The sequence below is a fragment of the Paraburkholderia sp. RL17-380-BIE-A genome, assembly GCF_046028085.1.
Taxonomy (GTDB): Bacteria; Pseudomonadota; Gammaproteobacteria; order Burkholderiales; family Burkholderiaceae; genus Paraburkholderia.
On record NZ_JARESQ010000006.1, the window covers coordinates 70,314 to 90,638 of the forward strand.

The 20,325-nt window shown below is 62.8% G+C and carries 20 protein-coding genes; 6 read left to right on the top strand and 14 right to left on the bottom strand.

Features of this window, described 5'->3' with window-relative positions; genetic code table 11:
• Positions 1 to 54: 54 nt before the first annotated feature.
• The 5 genes from P0D68_RS11945 to P0D68_RS11965 form a co-directional block, all read right to left on the bottom strand.
• Positions 55 to 1,458 carry an MFS transporter gene (locus P0D68_RS11945; protein ID WP_408293757.1) on the bottom strand — a complete coding sequence of 468 codons (1,404 nt, stop codon included), beginning with the start codon at positions 1,456 to 1,458 and terminating at the stop codon, positions 55 to 57.
• Between the two features lie 234 nt (positions 1,459 to 1,692).
• Positions 1,693 to 2,457 carry a phosphocholine cytidylyltransferase family protein gene (locus P0D68_RS11950; RefSeq protein ID WP_408293759.1) on the bottom strand — a complete coding sequence of 255 codons (765 nt, stop codon included), beginning with the start codon at positions 2,455 to 2,457 and terminating at the stop codon, positions 1,693 to 1,695.
• A gap of 27 nt (positions 2,458 to 2,484) precedes the next feature.
• Positions 2,485 to 3,504 carry a flippase-like domain-containing protein gene (locus tag P0D68_RS11955; RefSeq protein WP_408293762.1) on the bottom strand — a complete coding sequence of 340 codons (1,020 nt, stop codon included), beginning with the start codon at positions 3,502 to 3,504 and terminating at the stop codon, positions 2,485 to 2,487.
• Positions 3,501 to 4,313: a HalD/BesD family halogenase gene (locus P0D68_RS11960; protein WP_091806681.1), complete on the bottom strand. Its 813-nt coding sequence runs from the start codon at positions 4,311 to 4,313 to the stop codon at positions 3,501 to 3,503. Before P0D68_RS11960 ends, P0D68_RS11955 begins: the two co-directional genes overlap by 4 nt.
• A complete protein-coding gene (locus P0D68_RS11965; RefSeq protein ID WP_408293765.1) occupies positions 4,310 to 5,011 on the bottom strand; it encodes a CDP-alcohol phosphatidyltransferase family protein in 702 nt (233 codons plus the stop codon). The genes P0D68_RS11960 and P0D68_RS11965 overlap by 4 nt, the downstream gene beginning before the upstream one ends.
• 237 nt (positions 5,012 to 5,248) lie before the next feature.
• Between P0D68_RS11965 and P0D68_RS11970 the strand changes: the two genes are divergently transcribed.
• The gene (locus P0D68_RS11970) at positions 5,249 to 5,683 is read left to right on the top strand and encodes a hypothetical protein (protein ID WP_091806675.1); all 435 of its coding nucleotides are present in this window, start codon (positions 5,249 to 5,251) and stop codon (positions 5,681 to 5,683) included.
• Between the two features lie 252 nt (positions 5,684 to 5,935).
• Here P0D68_RS11970 and P0D68_RS11975 read toward each other — a convergent pair whose 3' ends face one another.
• A complete protein-coding gene (locus P0D68_RS11975) occupies positions 5,936 to 7,888 on the bottom strand; it encodes a PhoX family protein (RefSeq protein WP_408293768.1) in 1,953 nt (650 codons plus the stop codon).
• A 209-nt stretch (positions 7,889 to 8,097) separates the two neighbouring features.
• Complete coding sequence (locus P0D68_RS11980) at positions 8,098 to 8,634, bottom strand: hypothetical protein (RefSeq protein WP_091806669.1); 537 nt, start codon at positions 8,632 to 8,634, stop codon at positions 8,098 to 8,100.
• 625 nt (positions 8,635 to 9,259) lie between these two features.
• On the opposite strand from P0D68_RS11980, the gene P0D68_RS11985 reads away from it, so the two are divergent.
• From P0D68_RS11985 to P0D68_RS11995, 3 genes are all read left to right on the top strand, one after another.
• Complete coding sequence (locus P0D68_RS11985; protein WP_408293771.1) at positions 9,260 to 10,411, top strand: porin; 1,152 nt, start codon at positions 9,260 to 9,262, stop codon at positions 10,409 to 10,411.
• A 190-nt stretch (positions 10,412 to 10,601) separates the two neighbouring features.
• A complete protein-coding gene (locus P0D68_RS11990; protein WP_408184353.1) occupies positions 10,602 to 11,072 on the top strand; it encodes a hypothetical protein in 471 nt (156 codons plus the stop codon).
• Between the two features lie 139 nt (positions 11,073 to 11,211).
• Complete coding sequence (locus P0D68_RS11995) at positions 11,212 to 11,727, top strand: metal-dependent hydrolase (protein ID WP_408293774.1); 516 nt, start codon at positions 11,212 to 11,214, stop codon at positions 11,725 to 11,727.
• Between the two features lie 3 nt (positions 11,728 to 11,730).
• Here P0D68_RS11995 and P0D68_RS12000 read toward each other — a convergent pair whose 3' ends face one another.
• The 3 genes from P0D68_RS12000 to P0D68_RS12010 all read right to left on the bottom strand — a co-directional run bounded on the left by P0D68_RS12000 (position 11,731) and on the right by P0D68_RS12010 (position 13,933).
• Positions 11,731 to 12,552 carry an AraC family transcriptional regulator gene (locus P0D68_RS12000; RefSeq protein WP_408293776.1) on the bottom strand — a complete coding sequence of 274 codons (822 nt, stop codon included), beginning with the start codon at positions 12,550 to 12,552 and terminating at the stop codon, positions 11,731 to 11,733.
• Positions 12,553 to 12,623: 71 nt separating this feature from the next.
• Positions 12,624 to 13,550, bottom strand: coding sequence for a serine O-acetyltransferase EpsC (gene epsC / locus P0D68_RS12005; RefSeq protein ID WP_091806657.1), 927 nt, complete (start codon positions 13,548 to 13,550; stop codon positions 12,624 to 12,626).
• A 149-nt stretch (positions 13,551 to 13,699) separates the two neighbouring features.
• A complete protein-coding gene (locus tag P0D68_RS12010) occupies positions 13,700 to 13,933 on the bottom strand; it encodes a hypothetical protein (RefSeq protein ID WP_091806656.1) in 234 nt (77 codons plus the stop codon).
• 312 nt (positions 13,934 to 14,245) lie between these two features.
• Here P0D68_RS12010 and P0D68_RS12015 point away from each other — a divergent pair, with 312 nt between their 5' ends.
• Together P0D68_RS12015 and P0D68_RS12020 are read left to right on the top strand one after the other, a co-directional pair.
• Positions 14,246 to 14,698 carry a DUF3005 domain-containing protein gene (locus tag P0D68_RS12015; protein WP_408294413.1) on the top strand — a complete coding sequence of 151 codons (453 nt, stop codon included), beginning with the start codon at positions 14,246 to 14,248 and terminating at the stop codon, positions 14,696 to 14,698.
• 219 nt (positions 14,699 to 14,917) lie between these two features.
• Positions 14,918 to 15,523 (top strand): short chain dehydrogenase, encoded by a 606-nt coding sequence (locus P0D68_RS12020; protein WP_408293781.1) that lies wholly within the window; start codon positions 14,918 to 14,920, stop codon positions 15,521 to 15,523.
• Between the two features lie 103 nt (positions 15,524 to 15,626).
• On the opposite strand, the gene araD is transcribed toward P0D68_RS12020, so the two are convergent.
• Genes araD through P0D68_RS12040 form a run of 4 tightly spaced genes read right to left on the bottom strand, consistent with a single transcriptional unit; the run spans position 15,627 to position 20,315 of the window.
• Positions 15,627 to 17,378 (bottom strand): L-arabinonate dehydratase, encoded by a 1,752-nt coding sequence (araD, locus tag P0D68_RS12025; protein ID WP_408293784.1) that lies wholly within the window; start codon positions 17,376 to 17,378, stop codon positions 15,627 to 15,629.
• Positions 17,379 to 17,422: 44 nt separating this feature from the next.
• Complete coding sequence (locus tag P0D68_RS12030; RefSeq protein ID WP_408293787.1) at positions 17,423 to 18,361, bottom strand: ABC transporter permease; 939 nt, start codon at positions 18,359 to 18,361, stop codon at positions 17,423 to 17,425.
• Positions 18,361 to 19,239 carry an ABC transporter permease gene (locus tag P0D68_RS12035; RefSeq protein ID WP_408184317.1) on the bottom strand — a complete coding sequence of 293 codons (879 nt, stop codon included), beginning with the start codon at positions 19,237 to 19,239 and terminating at the stop codon, positions 18,361 to 18,363. Before P0D68_RS12035 ends, P0D68_RS12030 begins: the two co-directional genes overlap by 1 nt.
• The gene (locus P0D68_RS12040) at positions 19,236 to 20,315 is read right to left on the bottom strand and encodes an ABC transporter ATP-binding protein (protein ID WP_408293791.1); all 1,080 of its coding nucleotides are present in this window, start codon (positions 20,313 to 20,315) and stop codon (positions 19,236 to 19,238) included. The genes P0D68_RS12035 and P0D68_RS12040 overlap by 4 nt, the downstream gene beginning before the upstream one ends.
• Between the last annotated feature and the right edge of the window lie 10 nt (positions 20,316 to 20,325).

Genomic DNA, 20,325 nt, shown 5'->3' on the forward strand with positions numbered 1-20,325 from the left:
GACAGGCGTGGTCAGCAAAACGCATGCCGCGGCAATGCGCAACATGCGTTCTGCTTATGCGCGGCCGCGACTGCCGCGCGTAATCTCGTCGCCGGCGCCATGCGGCAGCCGCGCAGTGATGGGAATCGACATGAGCGAGAACAGGCCGACCACAAGGAAAGCCGGCCAGAAATCGGAGAACACGATCGCGGAATGACCCTGCAAGTTATGTGAAATTTGCAGCACGATGCCCGCGATCGTCACACCGAGGCCCAGTGAAATCTGCTGGATGACGCTCGCCACGCTCGTCGCGCGCCCCACGTCGCGACTGGGAATGTCCGCATAGGCCAAGGTATTGAGCGACGTGAATTGCAGAGAGGGAAAGAAGCCGCCGAACAGCACGACACCCCAGATCAGCCAGTGCGGCGTGCCGGGAAAAAACAGACCGTATACGGCAATGGCAAGACCCGCGCAAACCGCGTTGAACATTAGTACAGTGCGGAAACCAAACCGCCCGAGAATGCGCGACGCTGCAGCTTTCATGAAAATCGAGCCGAACGCGGACGCGCACGTGATCGACCCTGACTTGAACGCGGTCATGCCCAAGCCTTCCTGCAAGGCAAGCGGCAGCAGAAACGGCACAGCCCCGAAACCGATGCGAAACAGCGAGCCGCCCACCACGCTCGCGTGAAAGCTCGGAATGCGCAACAGCCGCAGATCGAGCACGGGCAATTCGACACGGCTCGCGTACAGCGCGTAAAGCAACAGCAACACCACGCCGACCACGCACATGCCGACCGACACCGTGTTCGACACCAGCTCGCCGCCCACCAGCGAAAGCCCAAGCATGAACAGCGACGCGCCGCTCGCGGACAAAGCGAAGCCGGTCCAGTCGAGCCGGCCGGGATGCGCCTCGCGCACGTTGGCGATGTGTTTGTTCGCCAGCCAGATCCCCAGCAGTCCAATTGGAATGTTGATGAAGAAGATGAGACGCCAATGCAGATAGGTGGTGATGAAACCGCCCAGCGGCGGCCCGACCACGGGTCCGAGCAAAGCCGGCACGGTCAGATAGTTGACCGCGCGAATGAAGTCGGATTTCGGCACGGAACGGAAAATGATGATGCGGCCCACCGGCACCATCATCGCGCCGCCAATGCCTTGCACGAAGCGCGCGACCACAAAGGTGCCGAGCGAGGTGGAGGCCGCGCACATCAGCGAGCCGGCCATGAAAATGCCAATGGCCGTGCGAAACACCGTGCGCGAACCGAAGCGGTCAGCCACCCAGCCGCAGATAGGAATGAAGACGCCGAGGCCGATGACATACGCGGTCACGGCCAGCTTGAGAGTAATGGGATCCTGGCCGAGATCGCGCGCCAGAACGGGCAGCGACGTCACGATGACCGTGCCGTCCACGTTTTCCATGAACATCGCACACGCGACGATCAGCGGAACAATGAAAGTGCCTAAAGCAAGAGGCATTGGCAGGACGACGGGTTGCAACGCCGTCGGTGTAAAGCGTCGATTATGGCATCGCATCGGCAACAGATGTTGTTGCGCAAGGTGTTTTCGTATGCATGCGCGCGCGATGGTTGAGCGCGCAACGAAGCAGCGGACGAGGCGAAACCGCGAGGGATAAGCGCAAAAAAGCTTGGGCCGGCATTCAGCCGGCCCAAGCTCGGATACTTCAGTGTCGACGACAATGCGCCGGAAAACTTAGCGCGACGCGCTCACCAGCGGCTGCAATTGCGGCAGGATCTCGGTGCTCGCGCGAGCCACGTCGTTCGGGAAGTCGATTTCGATCCACGGCGCGCCGGTCACGTCGGCGGTATGGAACACCTGGCTGCGCTCCAGCAGCAGGTCGCGCACCGCCTCTTCGTGCGGCATGTTGGCCCGGCCGCTATCCACATAGCCGGCCACGATTTGCGCGAAGCGTTGCGCGGTTTCCTGACGGAAGCGGAAGAACCCGACCGACTCGCCGATGGTGTCGTACTCCAGATTCACGGCGAGCTGCTTGCGCAGTTCGACCGGCACGTCGTCTTTCAGGCACAGCTTGACCGGCTCGTCGCCGGCTTCGAAATCGCGGTCGATCAACAGGCGGTTCACCGTCTCGCCCGCTACCAGCGCGCTCAGAATGCGCTCGTCGTAAAGCACGTCGGCGTCCATCAACAGCACGTCGCCGCCGCGCGTGAGTGCCTCGGCCACCGTGTGTACCGTCAGCACACTGCCCAAGTCGTAACGCTTGTTCAGCACGGTCTCGACCTTATGCGGCCAGTTGATGCGCTCCAGTTCCGCCTGCACCGATTCCGGCTGAAAGCCGAGCGCCAGCACGACTTCGGTCACGCCGGCGTTTTCGAGCATTTGCAGATGCCGTTCGAGCAGGCTCACGCCGTCGAATTGCAGCAGGCACTTCGGGAACTGAGCTTGTGGCGGTTGCTGGAGTCGCAGGCCGAGGCCCGCTGCGAGGATGATGGCACGCATGCGCGGTCCTTTGAAAAAATACGGAGATTAATCGACAGCGGGCACGCGCCCCAAGGCGCGGCGCCGTTGCCAGCTTCTTTCGCTGAAGTGCAAAACCAGCAGACCCGGCAAGCCTAGCAGGATTTCGCGCGCGCGCTTGGCGAGCGACAGCGCCAACGCCGCGTCTGGCGGCAAACCGACCAGTGGCGCGAGCAACAGGTAGCCGCCCTCCTGCACGCCGAGCGAGCCGGGAATCATGAATGCGGCGCCGCGAATGGCTTGCCCCAGACTTTCGAGCAACAGTGCGTCGACCCAGTCGACCGGATGGCCGAGAAAGCGCAGCGCGAGCCACACTTCCACCGTGCCGACGATCCAGCCCACGAGACTCATGGCGAAGCTCGCCGCCACGCGGCCGCGTTCGCGGTACATGGCCTGTACGGCGGCGTCGACGGCTTCGGCCCGCGTCATCAACGACGACCAGTCGCGCTTGCCGAACACCTTCGAGACCACGCCGAGCAGCCGGCCGAACAGACCACGCCGCTGCGCATAGTAAAACCCGACGATCATCGCGCCCAGCACGCCGGTGGCGATCAGCGTGGCCGTTTGCAGGTCGTGCAGCGCGCCGTGCGCCGCATAAGCGCCGAACAGCAGCAGGCCGCCCAGCGCGAAGACGATTTGCGCGAGCGCCTGCGCGGTCGTGCTGACGGTGATCGCGGCGGCCGCGTCGCGCATGCGCATGCCACGCTGGGACAATTGCCGCACCATGACCACCGGCCCGCCGATCTGGCCGGCCGGCAACAGGCTATTCACCGATTCGCCGATCCAGCGCGCGAACATCGCGTCGCGCAACGACAGATCGTGATGCACGCCGTCGCGACGGCGTTGGAACAGCACCGAGATCGCGCCGGCGTCGAGAACGAGCGGTACGAGGTGAAAGGCCGCGACGAGCGCGAGCCCCCAGCCGGCGGTAAGCAGCGTCGAGGCGACCGAGCCGAAACCCTGCCACGCGAGCAAGCCGACAAACAACGCCGTCCCGATCGACAGCAGAATCAGGGCCGCGCGGCTCATGCGTGATCCTTCCCGCGCTGGGTCATCTGACGAAAAACCTGGCGGAAACCGAAGTACGCAATCGCGTCCTTCATGTTCGAGATGAAGCGACGCCACGGCCGCATGTTGGGGTCCGTCACGTACTCGAACGTGAGCGACACGCGCATTTCGTTCGGGCCGGCGGGCGTGATGCGGTGGCGCAGCTTGTCGCCGTCGAAAAACACGAGGCCGCCCGGCGGGATCTGCACCGAACCCGGTTGATCCGCGACATTGGGATTGCGCGTGTGCAGTTCGTAGTCGAGCCGGCACGACGATTCGTCGATCACGCCAAGCAGCAGCGTGTAGCGGCGGCCGTCATAGTACGAAGTATCGTAGTGCCAGCCGATGTGGTCGCCTGGCCGGGTGTAGTAGTACAGCGCGTAGGCATGCGGATCGTCGGCAGGCGAAACCTGCAGCTTGTCGCCGCTCAGTTGCTCGAGCCAGCCGATCAATTCCTTCGAGCGGTACAGCTCGGCAATGAACGGCGCGAGGCGGTCGATCGTATGACGGCTGACGCTGCCGCCCTGCTTATGCCCCGGCAAATAGTTGCGGTTCACTTCGTCGAGCAGCGATCGGGCGCTGTGGACGAGCTGCGCCGTGACTTCGGGCGCGAGGAAGTCTTCCAGATAAAGGAACGCGTCCTGGTCGGCAAAATCCTTGCGCAGACGCGAGTTGTCGAACGTGCGCGTGCGGCTCGCGACCGCACGATCGGCATTCGGTGCGGGCGACGCAGCCGGCGAACCTTCTACGGGCACAGGCGCAATCACGTCGTCTTCGGCGTGCATACTCATTCGCTGGCCCACATTTCACTGGTTTCGGAAGCGTCGGCTTTAACGGACGCCGGGCGAGCGGCACGGCGCGCCACACGCCAGTAGTCGAGCACCACCCAGGCGGCGAAGAGCGGCGCGCCGATCGACGCCACCACGACGAAGGGCATGACGACGCTCGTCAGCGTGACGATGGGCAGCAGATACAACACGTCTTCGGTTTCGAAACCGCCGACGAAGGCCTGCTTCGTGCCCGCCTTGCCGGCCATCTCCTCGATGCGCATGCGCAGGAAAAAGATCAGCGCGATCGCCACGCCGGCCACGGCGCCGAGCACACCCGGGGCAACGTTCAGTGCGCCGATGCGCGTGGCGCCCGCCCCGACGCCCATGCCGACGAACAGCATGACGGTCACGAGGGCGTCGCAAGCGAGGTCGTAAAAATGACCGATCCGGCTCGACTTTCCGCCGATGCGCGCGAGTTCGCCATCCGTATGGTCAACGAAGTTCGACAGCACGATCAGCAAGGCGCCTGCGTTGACCCACGCAAACTCGCCGTGAGCGAGGCACAGCGCGCCTGCCAGCCCGATCAAGAGGCGCAGCGTGGTCAGATGATTGGGCGTGACCCACGTGTTCACAAGCGGAGTCACGAGCCGGCGAGCGAGCCGCGCGTCCCATGTTCTGGGCGGCGGAACGGTAGTTGGAGTTTGGGGTCGCGAATTCATAACCCGGAAATATATACGGGATCGAAAAAGATTGCTTTCTTCGTGTACGTTTCTCGACGCTTCAATCGTTGCCGCCGGGTGCCAGCCGCGAAGCAAGATTTGCCGAATCGCGATAAAGTGCAAGGCAGTTGCGCCTGCCACGCGGGAACATTTCGATGCGCAAGCTCTCTCCGGGTCTCGACATCGCGCCCGCCCGTTGCGAACACACTACATCGAACCGGGCCGCCGTCCACGCTTATGAAACGCTTTCTTTCGTCTGTACTCCTTGCTCTGGGCGCCGCCGCGCTGCCACTCGTCAGCTACGCCACCGCGCTCGACGCACCGCTCTCCTGTAACGAAAGCGGTCATCAGTTCATTGCCGACCTCGCGCAGCAACAGATGATCGATCCGAAGCCCACGCGCGTGGAAAGCAATTCGATCAACGCTTTCTCGCCCGTGTCGGGCGCGGATCTGACCGCATACGGCTTTCATGTGTTCGCGGTGGTCGGATACGAAAAAGACGACCCGATGTTCCGCGTCGGCGACGGCGAGCCCGTCGCCCGTTCGGCCTATGGCGTCGTGGTGGTCGGCAGCGAGGCCAAGGTGCAGAAAGCGGTGGCCGGCTCGGGCAGCACGGCGATCGTGCATCGCGTAGCGCCGCTCATTACCGCGATTTTCTGCAAGCGGAGTTGAGGCGGGGCGGCTAGGCATGTCGGGTGGAATGGCCAATAGGCGGATAGAAAGCCGACGCACCACCCGTTACAACGACGGCAGATGGATTTTCCGCGGCCTGCCAGGGCGTCTATCTGCCTCCTGTCCAACAGGGCCCAGCCGTGCTGGTCCACTGCATGAGCCAGCCAAGGAGAAACCGCAAATTATCGCGAGATTCCCCTTTGCTGACTCCTCAGCCGGATGGCCTAAGACAGGCCGTCCCGTCTCACAACGTTACAACTTGATCGCCGCCGGGTCCGCTGTCAGATACCCCACCGTCGCGCCGAAGCGGTCCTTGTAGTTCGCCCGCACGAGCGGGTCGAGCGTCGATTTGACCTTGTCGTGCAACGGACTTTCCCAGTCGCCGACGTGCTGGAAGTTGCTCATCACATAAGTCCAGCCGTTGATTTCGTCGACGGCGTGCAGGCCTGTCGACTCGGCGCCCGCCGGGCAAGACAGCACGCGCGCGAGCATCTTCGTATCGACGTTGTACGCCCACAGGAAGTTGTTTACGTGCAGGCCGCTGTCCTCGCCGATAAAGAGCGTGCGCAGCTTTTCCGAGAACTTGAGATTGTCCGGGTTCGCAATGCGCTCCGGATTCGCGGTGTTGCCGAGCGCGTCGGGTGTCGACAGATCCTCGCCGACCAGCGCCGCGGGCGCCGCCATGTCCACCGGCACCCATTCGCTGTTGATCGCGCCACCGCTGCGGTCACGCTGGCCGCCCTTCATATTCAGCGCGTAGACCGCGCCGGCGTTGATCGTCTTGTCGACGGCCACGTCGGTGGAAGCGGCATTGCCGCGCACCATCGACTTCTCGATACGCGACATCGCCGAATACAGCACCTTGTCCTTGATATTGACCGTCGTGCCCTCGAGCTTCGTGAAACCCATGCTGCCGCCGGCCAGCGCCGCATAGCGATGCGTTTCGAGAAAGGTCGCCGCCTGCGTCATGCCGGGCTTGATGCGCACCCAGTTGAAGGTGCCGTTGTAGTTGATCTTCGTGTAGGTCGGATCGAGCGGGTCTTTGGTCGCGACGTCCATGATGTCGCTCGCGCGCAGCCGGTTGGCAAGCGCCTCGATTTCGTCGCTGGTCGCATGACCCAGCTTGATCCACGACAGCGTCGCCGCGCCCGCACCGCTCGCGGACACCTGGGTCCACTTCGCGACGTACAGCGTACCCGCCGACAGATCGGCTTCGCGATCCGCGATGAACATGAACAGGCCGCCGTTGGTCGCGTCGTCGCCCATCAGGACGGTGCGCTTGTCCGGCATCACCTGAATCAGTTCGTGCGAGATACGGCCGAGGCAATAGTGCTTCCTGATCGTGCCGGTGCCATCCGGATTGACGGTCACTTCCGGCAAATGGCCATAGTGATAAGGGTTCGCGGTCGTTTCGTCGCCATACAGACTGCGGCTGAAGCCCTTGAACTGGCTGTTTGTGGCAATCGTGGTGGCGTCCGGCTCGTATTCTTCGCTCGACAGATGCGTGTTCCACGGCGACAGGCTCGCGCCGCAGGTAATCCACAAACCATGTGCCTTCGACGTATCCACGTTGGAATAGCCCGCGAGCGTGAGCTTGCCGGTGGCCGGGTCCTGATCGAGCGTCAGCACGGCGATCGGCGACGGCAGCTGGCCGTACATCGACACCAGACTCTGATCGCGCGTCGTGTATTCGAACTGCACGACGGCGAACACGGCGTTGCCCTTGAGACCTTTCACCGTCGGATTGTCGAGACGGATCAGCGAGCTGCCGTCCGGGCAATCCGAGTAGAACTGCCGCTCCTTGCCCGCAACCGACTTATCGATGATCGGTTGATTGTTGATGTCGAAATAGCCGCCCGCCAGGATCGTCCCACCCTTGATGTTCGGCACGCTGTCGCCGGTCACGAAGAACGGCTGGTACGCGAGCTTGAACGTGCGGCTGCTGCCGTCGCTCAGTTGCACCGTCAAGGTCGAGGCGACCGTGGTCTTCGCCATCGCGGCCGGATCGGCCAGGGTCGGCGCGGCCATGCTGGCGAACGCCGCGGAGACGAAGTTGGCGGCCGGTTTGACCGGCGTCGCCAGATCGTCGCTGCCCCCGCAAGCGGTCAGCATCGAGGCCGTGGCAAGCCCGCCGAGCGGCAGCATCGGCACGCCCGCGATGAGTTTCAGGGCCTTGCGGCGGGAAAGGTCGAACGGCTCTGCCATGTTGTAGTGATCCAGTGTTTGGGTAGCGTGGGTGAATGCACAGCCGGCACGCACTCAGACCCAAACCACATGGTTCACGCTCGCGCCGCTATGACGCGAGGATTCTATGAAGTGATTGTGAAAGTATATTGACAGGCTTTGGTAATGTTTTATTTAGCCTTCGGTCAGCCACCCGGCTCACCCAATCCGCTCTCACGCGCGACCGGTTTCTAACCCGGCCGGCGAAACTCGTTCTCGACCCACGCCGCGGCGCTCGCCTTGCTGAGCTTGAAATTGGGCGCGACCTGCACTTGCGCGAGCTGCTCGCCGAAGGTGTCGAGCGCGGTCAGCACGGCGTACGGTTCGTCTTCGTCGGGAACGATGTCGAGCGTGATGTCGAGTTCGTCGTTGCCATCCGCGCTCGCCACCCGCACTTCCTTATGCAGCTGCGCGCGCAGTTGCTGCTCATGACGGCGCAGCACTTCAGACGCCGTCTTGACCAGCGTGTTGAACGCGGACGTGTCCAGCGGCTTCGGATCTTTCTTGTTGCGGCCCATCGTCCACGGTCCGACGAGGGCGGGTTCCGCTTCGCCGTCCTTGATCATTTCGACGGCCCAGCCTTCGTCGTCTTCATTCTTGATGACGCGCGCGGTCCAACCGTCGTCGCGCCACAGGCGTGCTTCGTGCACGGTTTCGCCCAGTTCGGACGAGCCTTCCGTCGTGAAATCTTCAGGGGAGTCGGACGATGGAAGGGGTGTATCGGTCATTGCAGGTTCACTCACGTTCGCGGGGCGGAAACATTCTCGGGCACGCAATTCTACCCGCCTCACACGCGGCGAACGCCGCCCTCTGACGAACGGACAAGCCCGGACCATGCAATCGCCAATGGTAATCATCAATGCCGCTATTCGCGGAAGCTATAAGCCAATTATAAAAACCATAAAAAAACGCGGCCCTTGAGCCGCGTATTAAAAGATGAAAAAGACACCCTTGGTCAAGGGGTGAGCCGAATTGTATAACCCTAATTCGCGAGGATAGAGCACATGAAATGGAAGAGTACGTTGCAGAAAACAGAATAAATCCCAATGTATCTCTAAATAAAGCCAACCCTTGCTGCTCATGGTCTGCGACGTGGCGTCGCAGTCTGACAACATCTTTGGTATTGACATGGGCAGAGTGCATTTCTCACCCGACATGTTTCTTCTTTATTTATCCGCACTTATCCAATTAACAGCCATCTATTACGAATTTCAAAACTAATTGTTGTGTCATTTGCAATTTAAGATAGGAATAACGGGACTACACTTCGCCCCGGATCGTCAGGCAGCCGGCGTAATCGGCGGTAAGCACTGGGATGCGATTCTCTACGCACTGTTTCGGAGCTATCTAACCATGAAAAAACCCCTCATCGCAGCAGGCCTCCTGGGCGCGGTTGCCATCACCGCCCACGCGCAGAGCAGCGTGACGTTGTACGGCACGCTGGACGCCGGTATCGTGTACTCGAACAACCAGGGCGGCCACAGCAACTGGCAACAAGGCAGCGGCGTGGCATCGGACACGTACTTCGGCCTGCGCGGCAATGAAGATCTGGGCGGCGGTCTGCACGCCATCTTCACGTTGGAAAGCGGCTTCAACCTGAACAACGGCAAGTACTCGGAGAACAACACGATGTTCAATCGCCAGGCCTTCGTCGGTCTGCAGAGCGATAAGTACGGCGCGCTGACGCTTGGCCGTCAATACGACTCCGTGGTCGACTACCTGGCACCGCTGTCCGCAGCCGGCGCGGGTTACGGCAACAACCTCGCGGCTCACCCGCTCGACAACGACAATCTGGACAACTCGTTCTCGATCAAGAACGCCGTGAAGTACACGAGCGCGAATTACGCGGGCCTCAAGTTCGGCGGCCTGTACGGCTTCAGCAACGCGTCCGGCGAGTTCTCGAACAACCGCGCATGGAGCGTGGGTGCTTCTTACGACAACGGTCCGCTGAGCTTTGCCGCGGCTTACCTGCAATTGAACAAGTCGGGCAGCTCGAACCTGAGCGGTGCTGTGTCGCAAGGCGACGGAACCGCAGCAGTCGCGGCCGATCTGCAACGCACGTACGGCGCGGGCATCAACTATACGTACGGCCCGGCAACGGTCGGCTTCGTCTACACGCACACGCAACTGGACGGCATCAGCGGCGTGGACGTCGGTGGCACGACCTTGCCTGGCGTCGCAGGCACCAACCTGCATATGGACAACTACGAAGTGAACGGCCGCTATGCACTGACGCCGGCACTGAGCCTTGCGGCGTCGTACACGTTCACCGACGGCAAGATGTCCGGCTCGAACGGCTCGGGCGATCCGAAGTGGCACACGGTGTCGCTGCAAGGCGACTACGCGCTGAGCAAGCGCACCGACGTGTACGTGGAAGGCGTGTACCAGCATGCTTCGGGCGAGCTCGGCAACTTCGGCTCGAACGTCGCGGCGATCAACACGCTGGCGCCCTCGTCGACCGGCAATCAGGTGGCGGCGGCAGTCGGCCTGCGTCACCGCTTCTAAGCCTTTTCAGTGGTCTGTGCGCAGCGAGTCTACCGATTCGCTGCGCAGTCAACCCGCGCGTGGCACGATCACGTCGCGGGTTTTTTCATGGCCTTACGTTTGGACACAATGCAGGCGGCTATGACTAGTGACGGCGCGCGCACCCGGTGGGTATACTGAGCCCGGCTGCCTTCCTTGCCGTCACACCTGCGTGTCGTTGCGGCTGAACGGTAGCTTCGTCGCGAAGCATCACGTTGCGTTCAATCGCGCTGCGCTTCGCCCGCGCCCCAAGTTCCCGCATACGACCGGGGACGCCGACGACCGGACCATGAAAAGACTTCTCCTGCTTGTCCCCGCTGCTGCCACGCTTGCTGTTCTGGCCGGCTGCGGCTCATCCAGCGGCCCCGCCCGCGACGCGTCCCTGCCGATGATCTACGTGTCTTCATCACGCGCTCCTGCCGACATAGCCGATTGTCTTGAAAGCCGTTTGTCACGCATGCGCACGTCGCGCGTGGGCGGCACGACGGAGATCGCGGTCGGCTCGGATTCGAACAACTCGTATTTCGTCACGCTGACGCCGTCGCACGCAGGATCCGTCATCAAGGTGATGCATCCGGCGAACGCTCCGGACGATCCACCGGAACCGGAAATGCGCTTCGACATTGCACGCTGCGCGACCTGAGCTTCGGTCAAACGCGCACGTCTCGAACGCCACGCCGATACGCGATTTTTTTAACTCGCGTGTCGGCTATTTTTTTATCCGCGCATCTGCGAACATAGCCGCCCTTTGTCTTTTACGCGGCGCTGCGCCGCGAGTCTCGATGGCATCCAGCAAGGCACATCACGCTACCGGTTTTGCAGCCGGCGTCATCGCGGCGGCGATCGTCGCGCGCATCGGCGGCGGCGGTTCATTTCATCTTGGGGTGCTGTTGAGTTTCATCACCGGCGTGGCCGGGAGTACGGCGCCGGACTGGCTCGAAGTGGCGTGGTGGTCGCGCGCCCGGCGTTTGTGGATCACGCATCGCACGCTCACGCATTGGGGCGTGGGATGGCTCGCGTTGCTCGCCATGTCGTACCACTGGCTCGGGCATTCGGTCTATGCCGCGCCGGCGTTCGGATTCGCCTGCGGCGGCCTGATGCATCTGTTTGCCGATTGGCCGAATCCGCTAGGCGTGCCCTGGGTCGCCGGCAGGCATTCGTTGAATCTTTGGAATAGCGGGCACTGCGATCTGATCGTGGTGGCGGCTTCGTGGGCGGCGGCGTGGTTTGTCGGGCAGCACGTCTGGTTGCACGGCGTACATGGCGTTTCTCTGCTGCAGCATTTGAGAATCGGATAAACGTCAGCGCAACGCTGCGGCGAAGTTCGCGGGCGTCACGCCGAGCAGGCGCACGAACGCTCGTGTCATGTGGCTCTGATCGGCAAAGCCCGCTGCGGCGGCTGCATCGGCAAGCGCTGCGCCCTGCGCGATGCAGTGCCTCGCGAGTGCCACGCGACGCTGCATTCGGTACGCGTGCGGCGGCAGCCCCGTCTCATGCGCGAAGCCTCGCAACAACTGGAATCGGCTCATGCCGGCATCGGCCGCGAGATCGGCCAGCGTGAGCGGAGAGGATGGATCGTCGTCGATGCGTGCTTTCGCGCGCGCAATCGGCCCCCATGCGTCAGTCGACCGTGCGCGTGCGGGCTGCGTGGCATGCACGCGAACCAGATGGCCGAACAGGTCGAGCAACGCCTCCTCGCGCATCAGCTCGTCCTGCACGGATCGCGCCTCCACCGCGACGGCGAAAAGCCGCTCGAACCAACGCTTCAGCAAGGGATCGTGCGCCACCGGCTGCGTGAGTTCGATTTCGCGCGCCGCCGTGCCCGTCAGTTCGGCCGCGGCGCCGATGAGCATGGCCGGTTCGAAATACAACATGCGCCATGCGCGCCCGCGCTCGTCGAGCGGACTGCCGTCGTGGACTTCGCCGGGGTTGACCATGATCGCGTCGTTGGCTCGCGCTTCGACGAGGCCGCGTCCGCTCGCCGACCGATGCCCGCCGCTGACGATCACGCCAACGCCGAAGCGGTCGTGCGAATGACGTGGAAACGCATGCGCCGTTTCAGCGACCGTCGCTTCGACGCCCGCAATTGCGCAGCGAGGCATGTGAACGCGGCCGTGCGGCATGGTCGCTTCTCAGCCGCTAACGTGAAGTTCGCGCGTCAGGGCACGCCACGGCTCGCCAGCCGGGCCGCGTATCACTGCCGCCCCTCGTCGGTCCGCTCGCCTTCGCGAATCTTGCCTTGGGACACGCTGCTGCCCGGCGGAACGCTGTGCGTGAGCCACACGTTGCCGCCGATCACCGAGCCACGCCCGATCGTCACGCGCCCGAGGATCGTCGCGCCGGCATAAATCACCACGTCGTCCTCGACGATCGGATGGCGTGCATTGCCCTTGATCAACGTGCCGTCGAGGTCCGCGGCGAAACTCTTCGCACCTAGGGTCACGGCCTGATACACCCGTACGCGTTCGCCGATGATCGCGGTCTCGCCGATCACGACACCCGTGCCGTGGTCGATAAAGAAACTCGGCCCGATAGTCGCGCCCGGGTGAATGTCAATGCCGGTTGCCGAGTGCGCGATCTCGTTGATGAACCTCGCCAGCAACGGCACACCCAGGCGATGCAACGCATGGGCGAGCCGATGATGTGTCATCGCCCACACGCCCGGATAGCAGAGCAGAATTTCGGTGATGTGCTGTGCAGCCGGATCGCCGGTGAAAGCTGCCTGTATGTCGCTGACCAGCAGCGCGCGAATGCCTGGCAATTGCGTGCCGAATTCACGCGCCACGTCGAACGCACGCGCTTGCAGATCCGCATCCGGTGTTTCGCCGAACTCGGGCAAGAACCGCAAGGCGCGGCGAATCTGTTCCGCGAGCAGCCGCAACGTGCTTTCAAGCGTGTGGCCGACGTAGTAGTCGACGGTTTCGTCAGTCAGATCAGGCGCGCCGTAATGCGTGGGAAAGAGCGCGGCGCGCAGGCCGGCGACGATATTGACGACCGCTTCGCGCGAAGGCAGTTCGCGAATGCCGAGCGGATGCCGCGTGCGATGCAATTCTTCACGCGACGCGCGCAGGTCCGCGACGATCTGTTCGAGGCCCCAGTTCTGGGAAGGCACGTTAGGCATAAAGGACAGCGCCGTGCGATGAGCACGGTTCGAAGTGATTATGCCAAGAGATTACCGCGTTTTCCCGCGGCTCGCGCAGCACCGCGCGAGCGCGAGCACGACACGCGGGTCATGAGATACGGCCCATGACGTGCAGGCGCAGGCGCTGCTCAGATGGTCACGCTGCTCGCATCGATCCAGCGCACTGCCCAATCGCGCGCATGGGCAATGGCGCCCGCTTCGTCAGGAAAGCGCAAGTCGGTGGGGAAGAAACGATTGGCGACCAGTTCGCCGTCGCTCGAACGGGAGATGACCACGTAAGGTTGCCAAGTACCATCTCCCGCGCGCGCAGGCGCGCAATTCAACAAATAGCCGCGATGTGTGAATGCAGCATCGAAGTGCATGTGTCACCCGCCCTGACGGCCCCGTAGAATGTTTTGAGTAGCGCGCAGACGGGCTGCCGACTGTGAAAAAACAGCCGTGCCCTGTGTCGTGAATTTAACCGCGCTTCGCTCGTCGGAGTAAGATCATACTCTGTAGAAAATACGCGTCCATTAAAAAAAACGAAAAGAATAGCGGACGCAATCGCCAGCGGAATACCCTGTCACGCCACTGCGGCAAAAGCGCGGTGCGTGCGCAAGTAAATGAGGGTTTGTGCGAGGCGGAACGGGTTTTGCTGCACGTCACACCATGTCCTCTTTAAAGGAGAATGCATGATGAACAGCGATATCAACAAGCCAGCAGATTCGACTCAACCCGCGGCCAGCAGCGGCACGAACTCGACGGAACTGCACAACGACCGCACACATGACAGCACCGTCGACACCGACGGCAAGAATCTCGAAGCCGCGCGCATAGCAGGCCACAGCCCGATCTCGCCCGACGAGATCACCACCAGCAATGCCACCCTTTCGAACAGCGTGCCCGAGGCGCACGACGGTATGGCCGGCTTTGACAGCCGGGTTGGCGGCAATCATCTGCTGCTCGCGCTCGAGCCGGGCTATACGGTCATCGACAAAGGCATGGTCGAGCCCCAGGGCGCGTATTCGGCGGATCATCAATTCGACGATCCGCGCCCGGCCGGCAGCCGTCAGGAACGCGGCCGCATTCATTACGCCCTGAATCATCTGCGGCCTACCCGGCTGATCGAATTACATCGGGTGAAATAAAACATTCGCGTTGCGTCTCTATTTATCGTCGCCGTTTGAATTTCGACGGCGGCCCCGATTAATCCGTATATTGCGAAGCGCGCATCGTTTGATTCACGATGCGCGCTTTTTACTGTGATTAGAAACTCCGGGTTGCAGGACCTGCGCGCTGGCGAGTCTTTTTCCCTCTGACGAGTGCCGGCACAATCGACAGGACGTTAACCCTCAACGGAGCATGAGATGAAAAAAATCGTCGTGATCGGCGCCACGGGCACGTTGGGCCAGGCAGTCAGCGCAGAACTGAAGGCGCGCCATGAGGTGATCGAAGTCGGCGCGACGCGCGGCCAATATCAGGTCGACAGCACCGACCCGGCGAGCGTCGAGCGGCTCTTTCGCGAGATCGGCAAAGTGGACGGCGTCGTCACCACGACCGGCAAAGTGCATTTCGGTCCGCTGCCCGACATGAGCGTCGAACAGTTCTGGGTCGGGTTGCGCGACAAGCTGATGGGGCAGATCAACGTGGTGCTCGCCGCCCAGCAATATGTGAACGACGGCGGCTCGTTCACGCTGACGAGCGGCATCATCGGCGACGAGCCGATTCTGCAGGGCGCGAGCGCGACCACCGTGAATCTGGCACTCGAAGGTTTCGTGCGCGGCGCGGCGATCGAATTGCCGCGTGGCATTCGCATCAACGTGGTGAGCCCGACCGTGCTCACGGAAGCGATGGACGCTTATGCGCCCTACTTCCGCGGCTTCGATCCGGTTACGGCGCAACGTGCGGCGATGGCCTATCTGCGCAGTGTGGAAGGCGCGCAAACCGGCCGCGTGTATCGCGTGGGATATTGACGCAAGGATTCGCGCGAGGCGGCCCGGCCGCATCGCGCGCCCCTCTCAGTGTTGTCGCCACTCTGCGGCGGCTACGTCACGCTCTCGACGGCCCTCGATAAACTCAGTGAATCTCCGGCTCGCCCGCGGCGTCCGGCTCCGGCGCTGCATGCGCGCCGCCGCGCTGCAGGAAATCGAAGTCACAACCTTGATTCGCCTGCATCACGTGCGCCTGATGCAGTGCGCCGTAGCCGCGCGTAAAGCGCGGCGCCGGTTTGACCCACGCGGCCTTGCGCCGCGCCAGTTCCTCGTCCGTCACCAACAGGTTGAGTCTGCGTTGCGGAACGTCGAGTTCGATCATGTCGCCGCTCTCAATCAGCGCAAACGGCCCGCCGATGAATGACTCCGGCGCCACATGCAGCACGCACGCGCCGTAACTCGTCCCGCTCATGCGCGCGTCCGAGATCCGCACCATATCGCGCACGCCTTTTTGCAGCAACTTCCGCGGTATAGGCAATTGCCCCCATTCAGGCATGCCCGGCGCCCCGACCGGCCCGGCATGCTGAAGCACGATCACGCAGTTCTCGTCGATGTCGAGCATCTCGTCGTCGATGCGCGCGGCCATGTCGTTGTAATCCGCGAACACCACCGCGCGGCCGGTATGCACGAGCAGATGCGGCTCGGCGGCGCCGGGTTTGATCACGGCGCCGTCGGGCGCGATATTGCCGCGTAGCACCGCAAGGCTGCTGTTGGGCAGAAGCGGCTTGTCGCGGCGGCGAATCACCTCGTCGTTGAAAATCTGCGCGCCTTCGAGATTCTCGCCGAGCGTGCGGCCATTGACGGTTTGCTGCGATCGGTCGATCAGTTCACCCAGTTCCGCGAGCAAAGCGCGCAAACCGCCCGCATAGAAAAAGTCCTCCATCAGATACGCGCCGGTCGGACGAATGTTCGCCAGCACCGGCGTGCGGCGCGCAATGTCGTCGTATCGATCGAGCGTCAACTCGATGCCCGCGCGGCGCGCCAGCGCGATCATATGCACGATCGCGTTGGTCGAACCGGAGAGCGCGAGGCACGTGGTCACCGCGTTATCGACGGAACCGGCAGTGAGGAGATCGGAAGGCTTGAGGTCTTCCCACACCATCTCGACAATGCGCATGCCGGTTTTCGCCGCCATCTGCGCATGACGGGAATCCGCGGCGGGGATCGACGCGAAACCGGGCAGCGTGAAGCCGAGCGCTTCGGCCGCGCTCGTCATGGTCGACGCGGTGCCCATCGTCATGCAGTGCCCCGGCGAGCGCGCGATGCCGCCTTCGATGCCTTGCCAGTCATCCTGCGTGATCGTGCCCGCGCGCAGTTCGGCCCAATACTTCCACGAGTCGGAGCCGGAGCCGAGCGTCACGCCGTTCCAGTTGCCGCGCAGCATCGGGCCGGCGGGCAGGAAGATGGCCGGCAGGTCCATCGAGATCGCGCCCATCAGCAACGCCGGGGTGGTCTTGTCGCAACCGCCCATCAGCACGACGCCATCGGCGGGATAGGAGCGCAGGGTCTCTTCGGCTTCCATGGCGAGGAAGTTGCGGTACAGCATCGTAGTCGGCTTCTGGAAGGGTTCGGAGAGCGTCTGCACCGGTAGTTCGACCGGAAAGCCGCCGGCCTGCCAGATGCCACGCTTCACTTCCTCGACACGCTGTTTGAAATGGGTGTGGCAAGCGTTGATCTCGCTCCACGTGTTGAGAATTGCTATGACCGGTTTGCCGGCGTATTCCTCGCGGTTGTAGCCCATCTGCGCGGTGCGCGAGCGATGGCCGAACGAGCGCAGATCGTTCACGCCGTACCAGCGGTGACTGCGCAGTTCCTCGGGTTGCTTTCTCTTCGTCAATGTCCACTCCACGTTTCTTTTTCGCCCGTTTTTTCGGGTCTGCTTCAGCGCTTCTGTTCCTTCACGCGCGACACGATTTGCGTCGGGCTCACGAATTGCAGGGCGATCAGCACCCAGATCAGCGTGATCGCCATGTAAATCATCGCCATCGCATCGATCGACTGCGGCGCGCGCACGCCGGTCGAAAATACAGCGTAGTACAGCGCGACCACGAGCGTTTGCGTCGCGGGCCCCGCGGTGAAAAATGTCAGCTCGAACATGCCGATGGTCCGCACGAGCACCAGCAAGCCGGCCGCCAGCATGCCGGGCACGAGCAGCGGCAGCAGCACGTAGCGGAAATAGCGGAACGTGTTGGCGCCGAAAATGCGCGCCGCCGCTTCGAGATTGGGATCGATCTGTTCGATGAACGGTGTCATCACGAGAATGACGAACGGCAATGCGGGCACGAGGTTCGCCAGGATCACGCCGCTCAGCGTGCCGGCAAGGCCGACCTTGTACATGACCGTCGCCATCGGAATGCCATACGTGACGGGCGGCACCATCAACGGCAACAGGAAGATCAGCATCGCGAGGCGCTTGCCGGGAAATTGCACGCGGGCAAGCGCATAGGCCGCCGGCACGCCGAGCAGAACCGACAGCAGCACGACTGCGCCGACCACTTCGACGGTCACCCACAACACGCTCGCCAGTTGAAAATCGCCCCACGCCTGCGCATACCAATGCAACGTGAAGCCTTGCGGCAACAGGGTGCCGAACCAGCGCGTCGCCACCGAATTGACCGCCACGGTCGCGATGAGCAGCACCACGTTGAGGAGGAAGAACACCATCGCGCCCCATACGAGCACGCGCCAGACGCGGCCCGGCACGCTGGTGCGCTGCCGGCTGTGGCCGGTACGCTTATCCGGTTCGTGCGCGCCGTCGTCGTGATCTTTCGAAGCCGACGCCGGCCACGAACGCGGCGCCGCGCGATGCTCGGTCGTCATCAGCCTTTGCCTCCCGTCACCGGACCGCTGTAGAAGAAGCGGCGCGCGCCGAGCATCGCCGCAACCACCACCAACTGTACGAAGCCCATCACCATCGCGATCGCGGAGGCCAGCGAATAATCGTAGCTTTCGAAGGCAGCCTCGGCGGCGGCGATCGACATGACTCGGGTCGGGCCGGCGGGCGCGCCGAGTAGCACCGCCGAAGGAAACACCGAAAACGCCTGCACGAAAGACAGACACGCCGCCATCGTCAGCCCCGGCACGAGCAGCGGCAGATAGATGCGGCGAAACTGCTGCCACGGACTGGCGCCGAGTGTCGCCGCCGCGCTCGCGAGCGTCGGGTCGATGCCGGTTACGTACGAGAGCGTCAGCAGAAACGCGAACGGAAAACCCGACACGATCAGCGAGATCAGCACGCCCCAGAAGTTATGCGTGAGGCGCACTTCGCGCGTATAGAGATGCAGACCCTGCAGCGCCTGCGGAAACCAGCCGTTCGGGCCGAAGTACGTGAGCATGCCATCCGCGATCAACACCGTGCCCAGAGTCACGGGAATCACCAGCAGCGTCGTGACCAGCTTCTGATAGCGCGAGTAGCGCCGCAGTGCAAACGCCACCGGCACCGAAACGCCCACGTTGATGAGCGTGGCGGGCACCGCGAGCTTGAGCGTGACGAGAATGGTGGGCCACATCGACGTGTCGGTGAAGAACGCCAGATAGTTGGCCCAAAGGCCGCCGCCGTTCATCGGCCGGAACGACAGCACCAGACCATACGCGAACGGATAGATGAACAACGCGACAATGAAGATCAACGCCGGCGCGACGAGCCACGCCTTGGCGTCGCGCGGCGCGAGCGGCGGCGACAGCGTGGGCGTGTTCATGCGGCCTCTGCCTCGTAGACTAGCGTGCGCGAGGGCGGCACACGCAGGCTGATGCGCTCGCCCTCCGCGAATTCTCCGCCCACGCGCGCCCAGATATCACCGAAAGCGGTCTTCACCCGCAGCAACGAATCGCGGCCACCGTATTCGACGGTAGTCACCAGCGCGTCGAAGGCATTGTCCGCGCCGGGCGCGGCGCGTTCCATATCTTCGGGACGCAGCGCGACACTCACGCATTTGCTGTTGAAACCGGCCATTGGCATGCCGATCAAACGTACACCGTTTGCACTCACCAGCACGCCTTCGCCCTGCATGCCTTCGAGTTCGAATTCGGCCACGTTGCGATAGCCCATGAAACGCGCGACATGCAGATTCTGCGGCCGCGTATAGACCTCTTTCGGCGTGGCCACCTGTTGCACCACACCCTCCTTCATCACGACAATGCGGTCGGCCATGGAAAGCGCTTCGTCCTGATCGTGGGTTACGTAGAGCGTCGCGCGTTCGAGCTGGCTATGAATGCGGCGAATCTCCGCGCGCATTTCGATCCGCAGTCTGGTATCGAGGTTCGATAGCGGTTCGTCCATCAGGATCAGCGGCGGCTCGATCACGATTGCGCGCGCAATCGCCACACGCTGCTGCTGGCCACCGGATAATTGTCCGGGCAGCTTGCGTTCATGTCCGACCAGTTGCACGAGCTGCAACGCTTCGCGCGCGCGGCGCGTGGCGTCGCTCTTGCCGACGCCGCGCATTTTCAGCCCGAAGCCGACATTGTCCAGCACGCTCATATGCGGAAATAGCGCGTAGTTCTGAAACACCATGCCGAAGCCGCGCTTCTCCGGCGGCAGCACGTCGATGCGTTTGTCGTCGAGCCAGATGCCGCCGCCGCTCAACGGCTGCAATCCGGCGATGCAATTCAGCGCCGTCGATTTGCCGCAACCCGAAGGCCCGAGTAACGCGATGAACTCACCGCGCCGGATCGTCAGGTCGAGTCCGCGCAACGCCGCAACCGCCTGGCCTTCCGCATTCGTGAAACTGCGGCTCACCGAATCGAGCCGCAACTGCTCAAAGTGATGCTTCATGGCGGTTTCC

Bases quoted from the DNA above. Each gene is read 5' to 3' on its own strand.
- P0D68_RS11955 (WP_408293762.1), bottom strand. From the start codon at position 3,504: ATGAGCCGCGCGGCCCTGATTCTGCTGTCGATCGGGACGGCGTTGTTT.
- P0D68_RS12000 (WP_408293776.1), bottom strand. From the start codon at position 12,552: ATGCCGCACGGCCGCGTTCACATGCCTCGCTGCGCAATTGCGGGCGTC.
- P0D68_RS12030 (WP_408293787.1), bottom strand. From the start codon at position 18,361: ATGACGACCGAGCATCGCGCGGCGCCGCGTTCGTGGCCGGCGTCGGCT.
- P0D68_RS11945 (WP_408293757.1), bottom strand. From the start codon at position 1,458: ATGCCTCTTGCTTTAGGCACTTTCATTGTTCCGCTGATCGTCGCGTGT.
- P0D68_RS11950 (WP_408293759.1), bottom strand. From the start codon at position 2,457: ATGCGTGCCATCATCCTCGCAGCGGGCCTCGGCCTGCGACTCCAGCAA.
- P0D68_RS11995 (WP_408293774.1), top strand. From the start codon at position 11,212: ATGGCATCCAGCAAGGCACATCACGCTACCGGTTTTGCAGCCGGCGTC.
- P0D68_RS12040 (WP_408293791.1), bottom strand. From the start codon at position 20,315: ATGAAGCATCACTTTGAGCAGTTGCGGCTCGATTCGGTGAGCCGCAGT.
- P0D68_RS12020 (WP_408293781.1), top strand. From the start codon at position 14,918: ATGAAAAAAATCGTCGTGATCGGCGCCACGGGCACGTTGGGCCAGGCA.
- P0D68_RS12035 (WP_408184317.1), bottom strand. From the start codon at position 19,239: ATGAACACGCCCACGCTGTCGCCGCCGCTCGCGCCGCGCGACGCCAAG.
- P0D68_RS11980 (WP_091806669.1), bottom strand. From the start codon at position 8,634: ATGACCGATACACCCCTTCCATCGTCCGACTCCCCTGAAGATTTCACG.
- P0D68_RS11965 (WP_408293765.1), bottom strand. From the start codon at position 5,011: ATGAATTCGCGACCCCAAACTCCAACTACCGTTCCGCCGCCCAGAACA.
- P0D68_RS11985 (WP_408293771.1), top strand. From the start codon at position 9,260: ATGAAAAAACCCCTCATCGCAGCAGGCCTCCTGGGCGCGGTTGCCATC.
- P0D68_RS11960 (WP_091806681.1), bottom strand. From the start codon at position 4,313: ATGAGTATGCACGCCGAAGACGACGTGATTGCGCCTGTGCCCGTAGAA.
- P0D68_RS12015 (WP_408294413.1), top strand. From the start codon at position 14,246: ATGAACAGCGATATCAACAAGCCAGCAGATTCGACTCAACCCGCGGCC.
- P0D68_RS11975 (WP_408293768.1), bottom strand. From the start codon at position 7,888: ATGGCAGAGCCGTTCGACCTTTCCCGCCGCAAGGCCCTGAAACTCATC.
- P0D68_RS12010 (WP_091806656.1), bottom strand. From the start codon at position 13,933: ATGCACTTCGATGCTGCATTCACACATCGCGGCTATTTGTTGAATTGC.
- epsC (WP_091806657.1), bottom strand. From the start codon at position 13,550: ATGCCTAACGTGCCTTCCCAGAACTGGGGCCTCGAACAGATCGTCGCG.
- P0D68_RS11970 (WP_091806675.1), top strand. From the start codon at position 5,249: ATGAAACGCTTTCTTTCGTCTGTACTCCTTGCTCTGGGCGCCGCCGCG.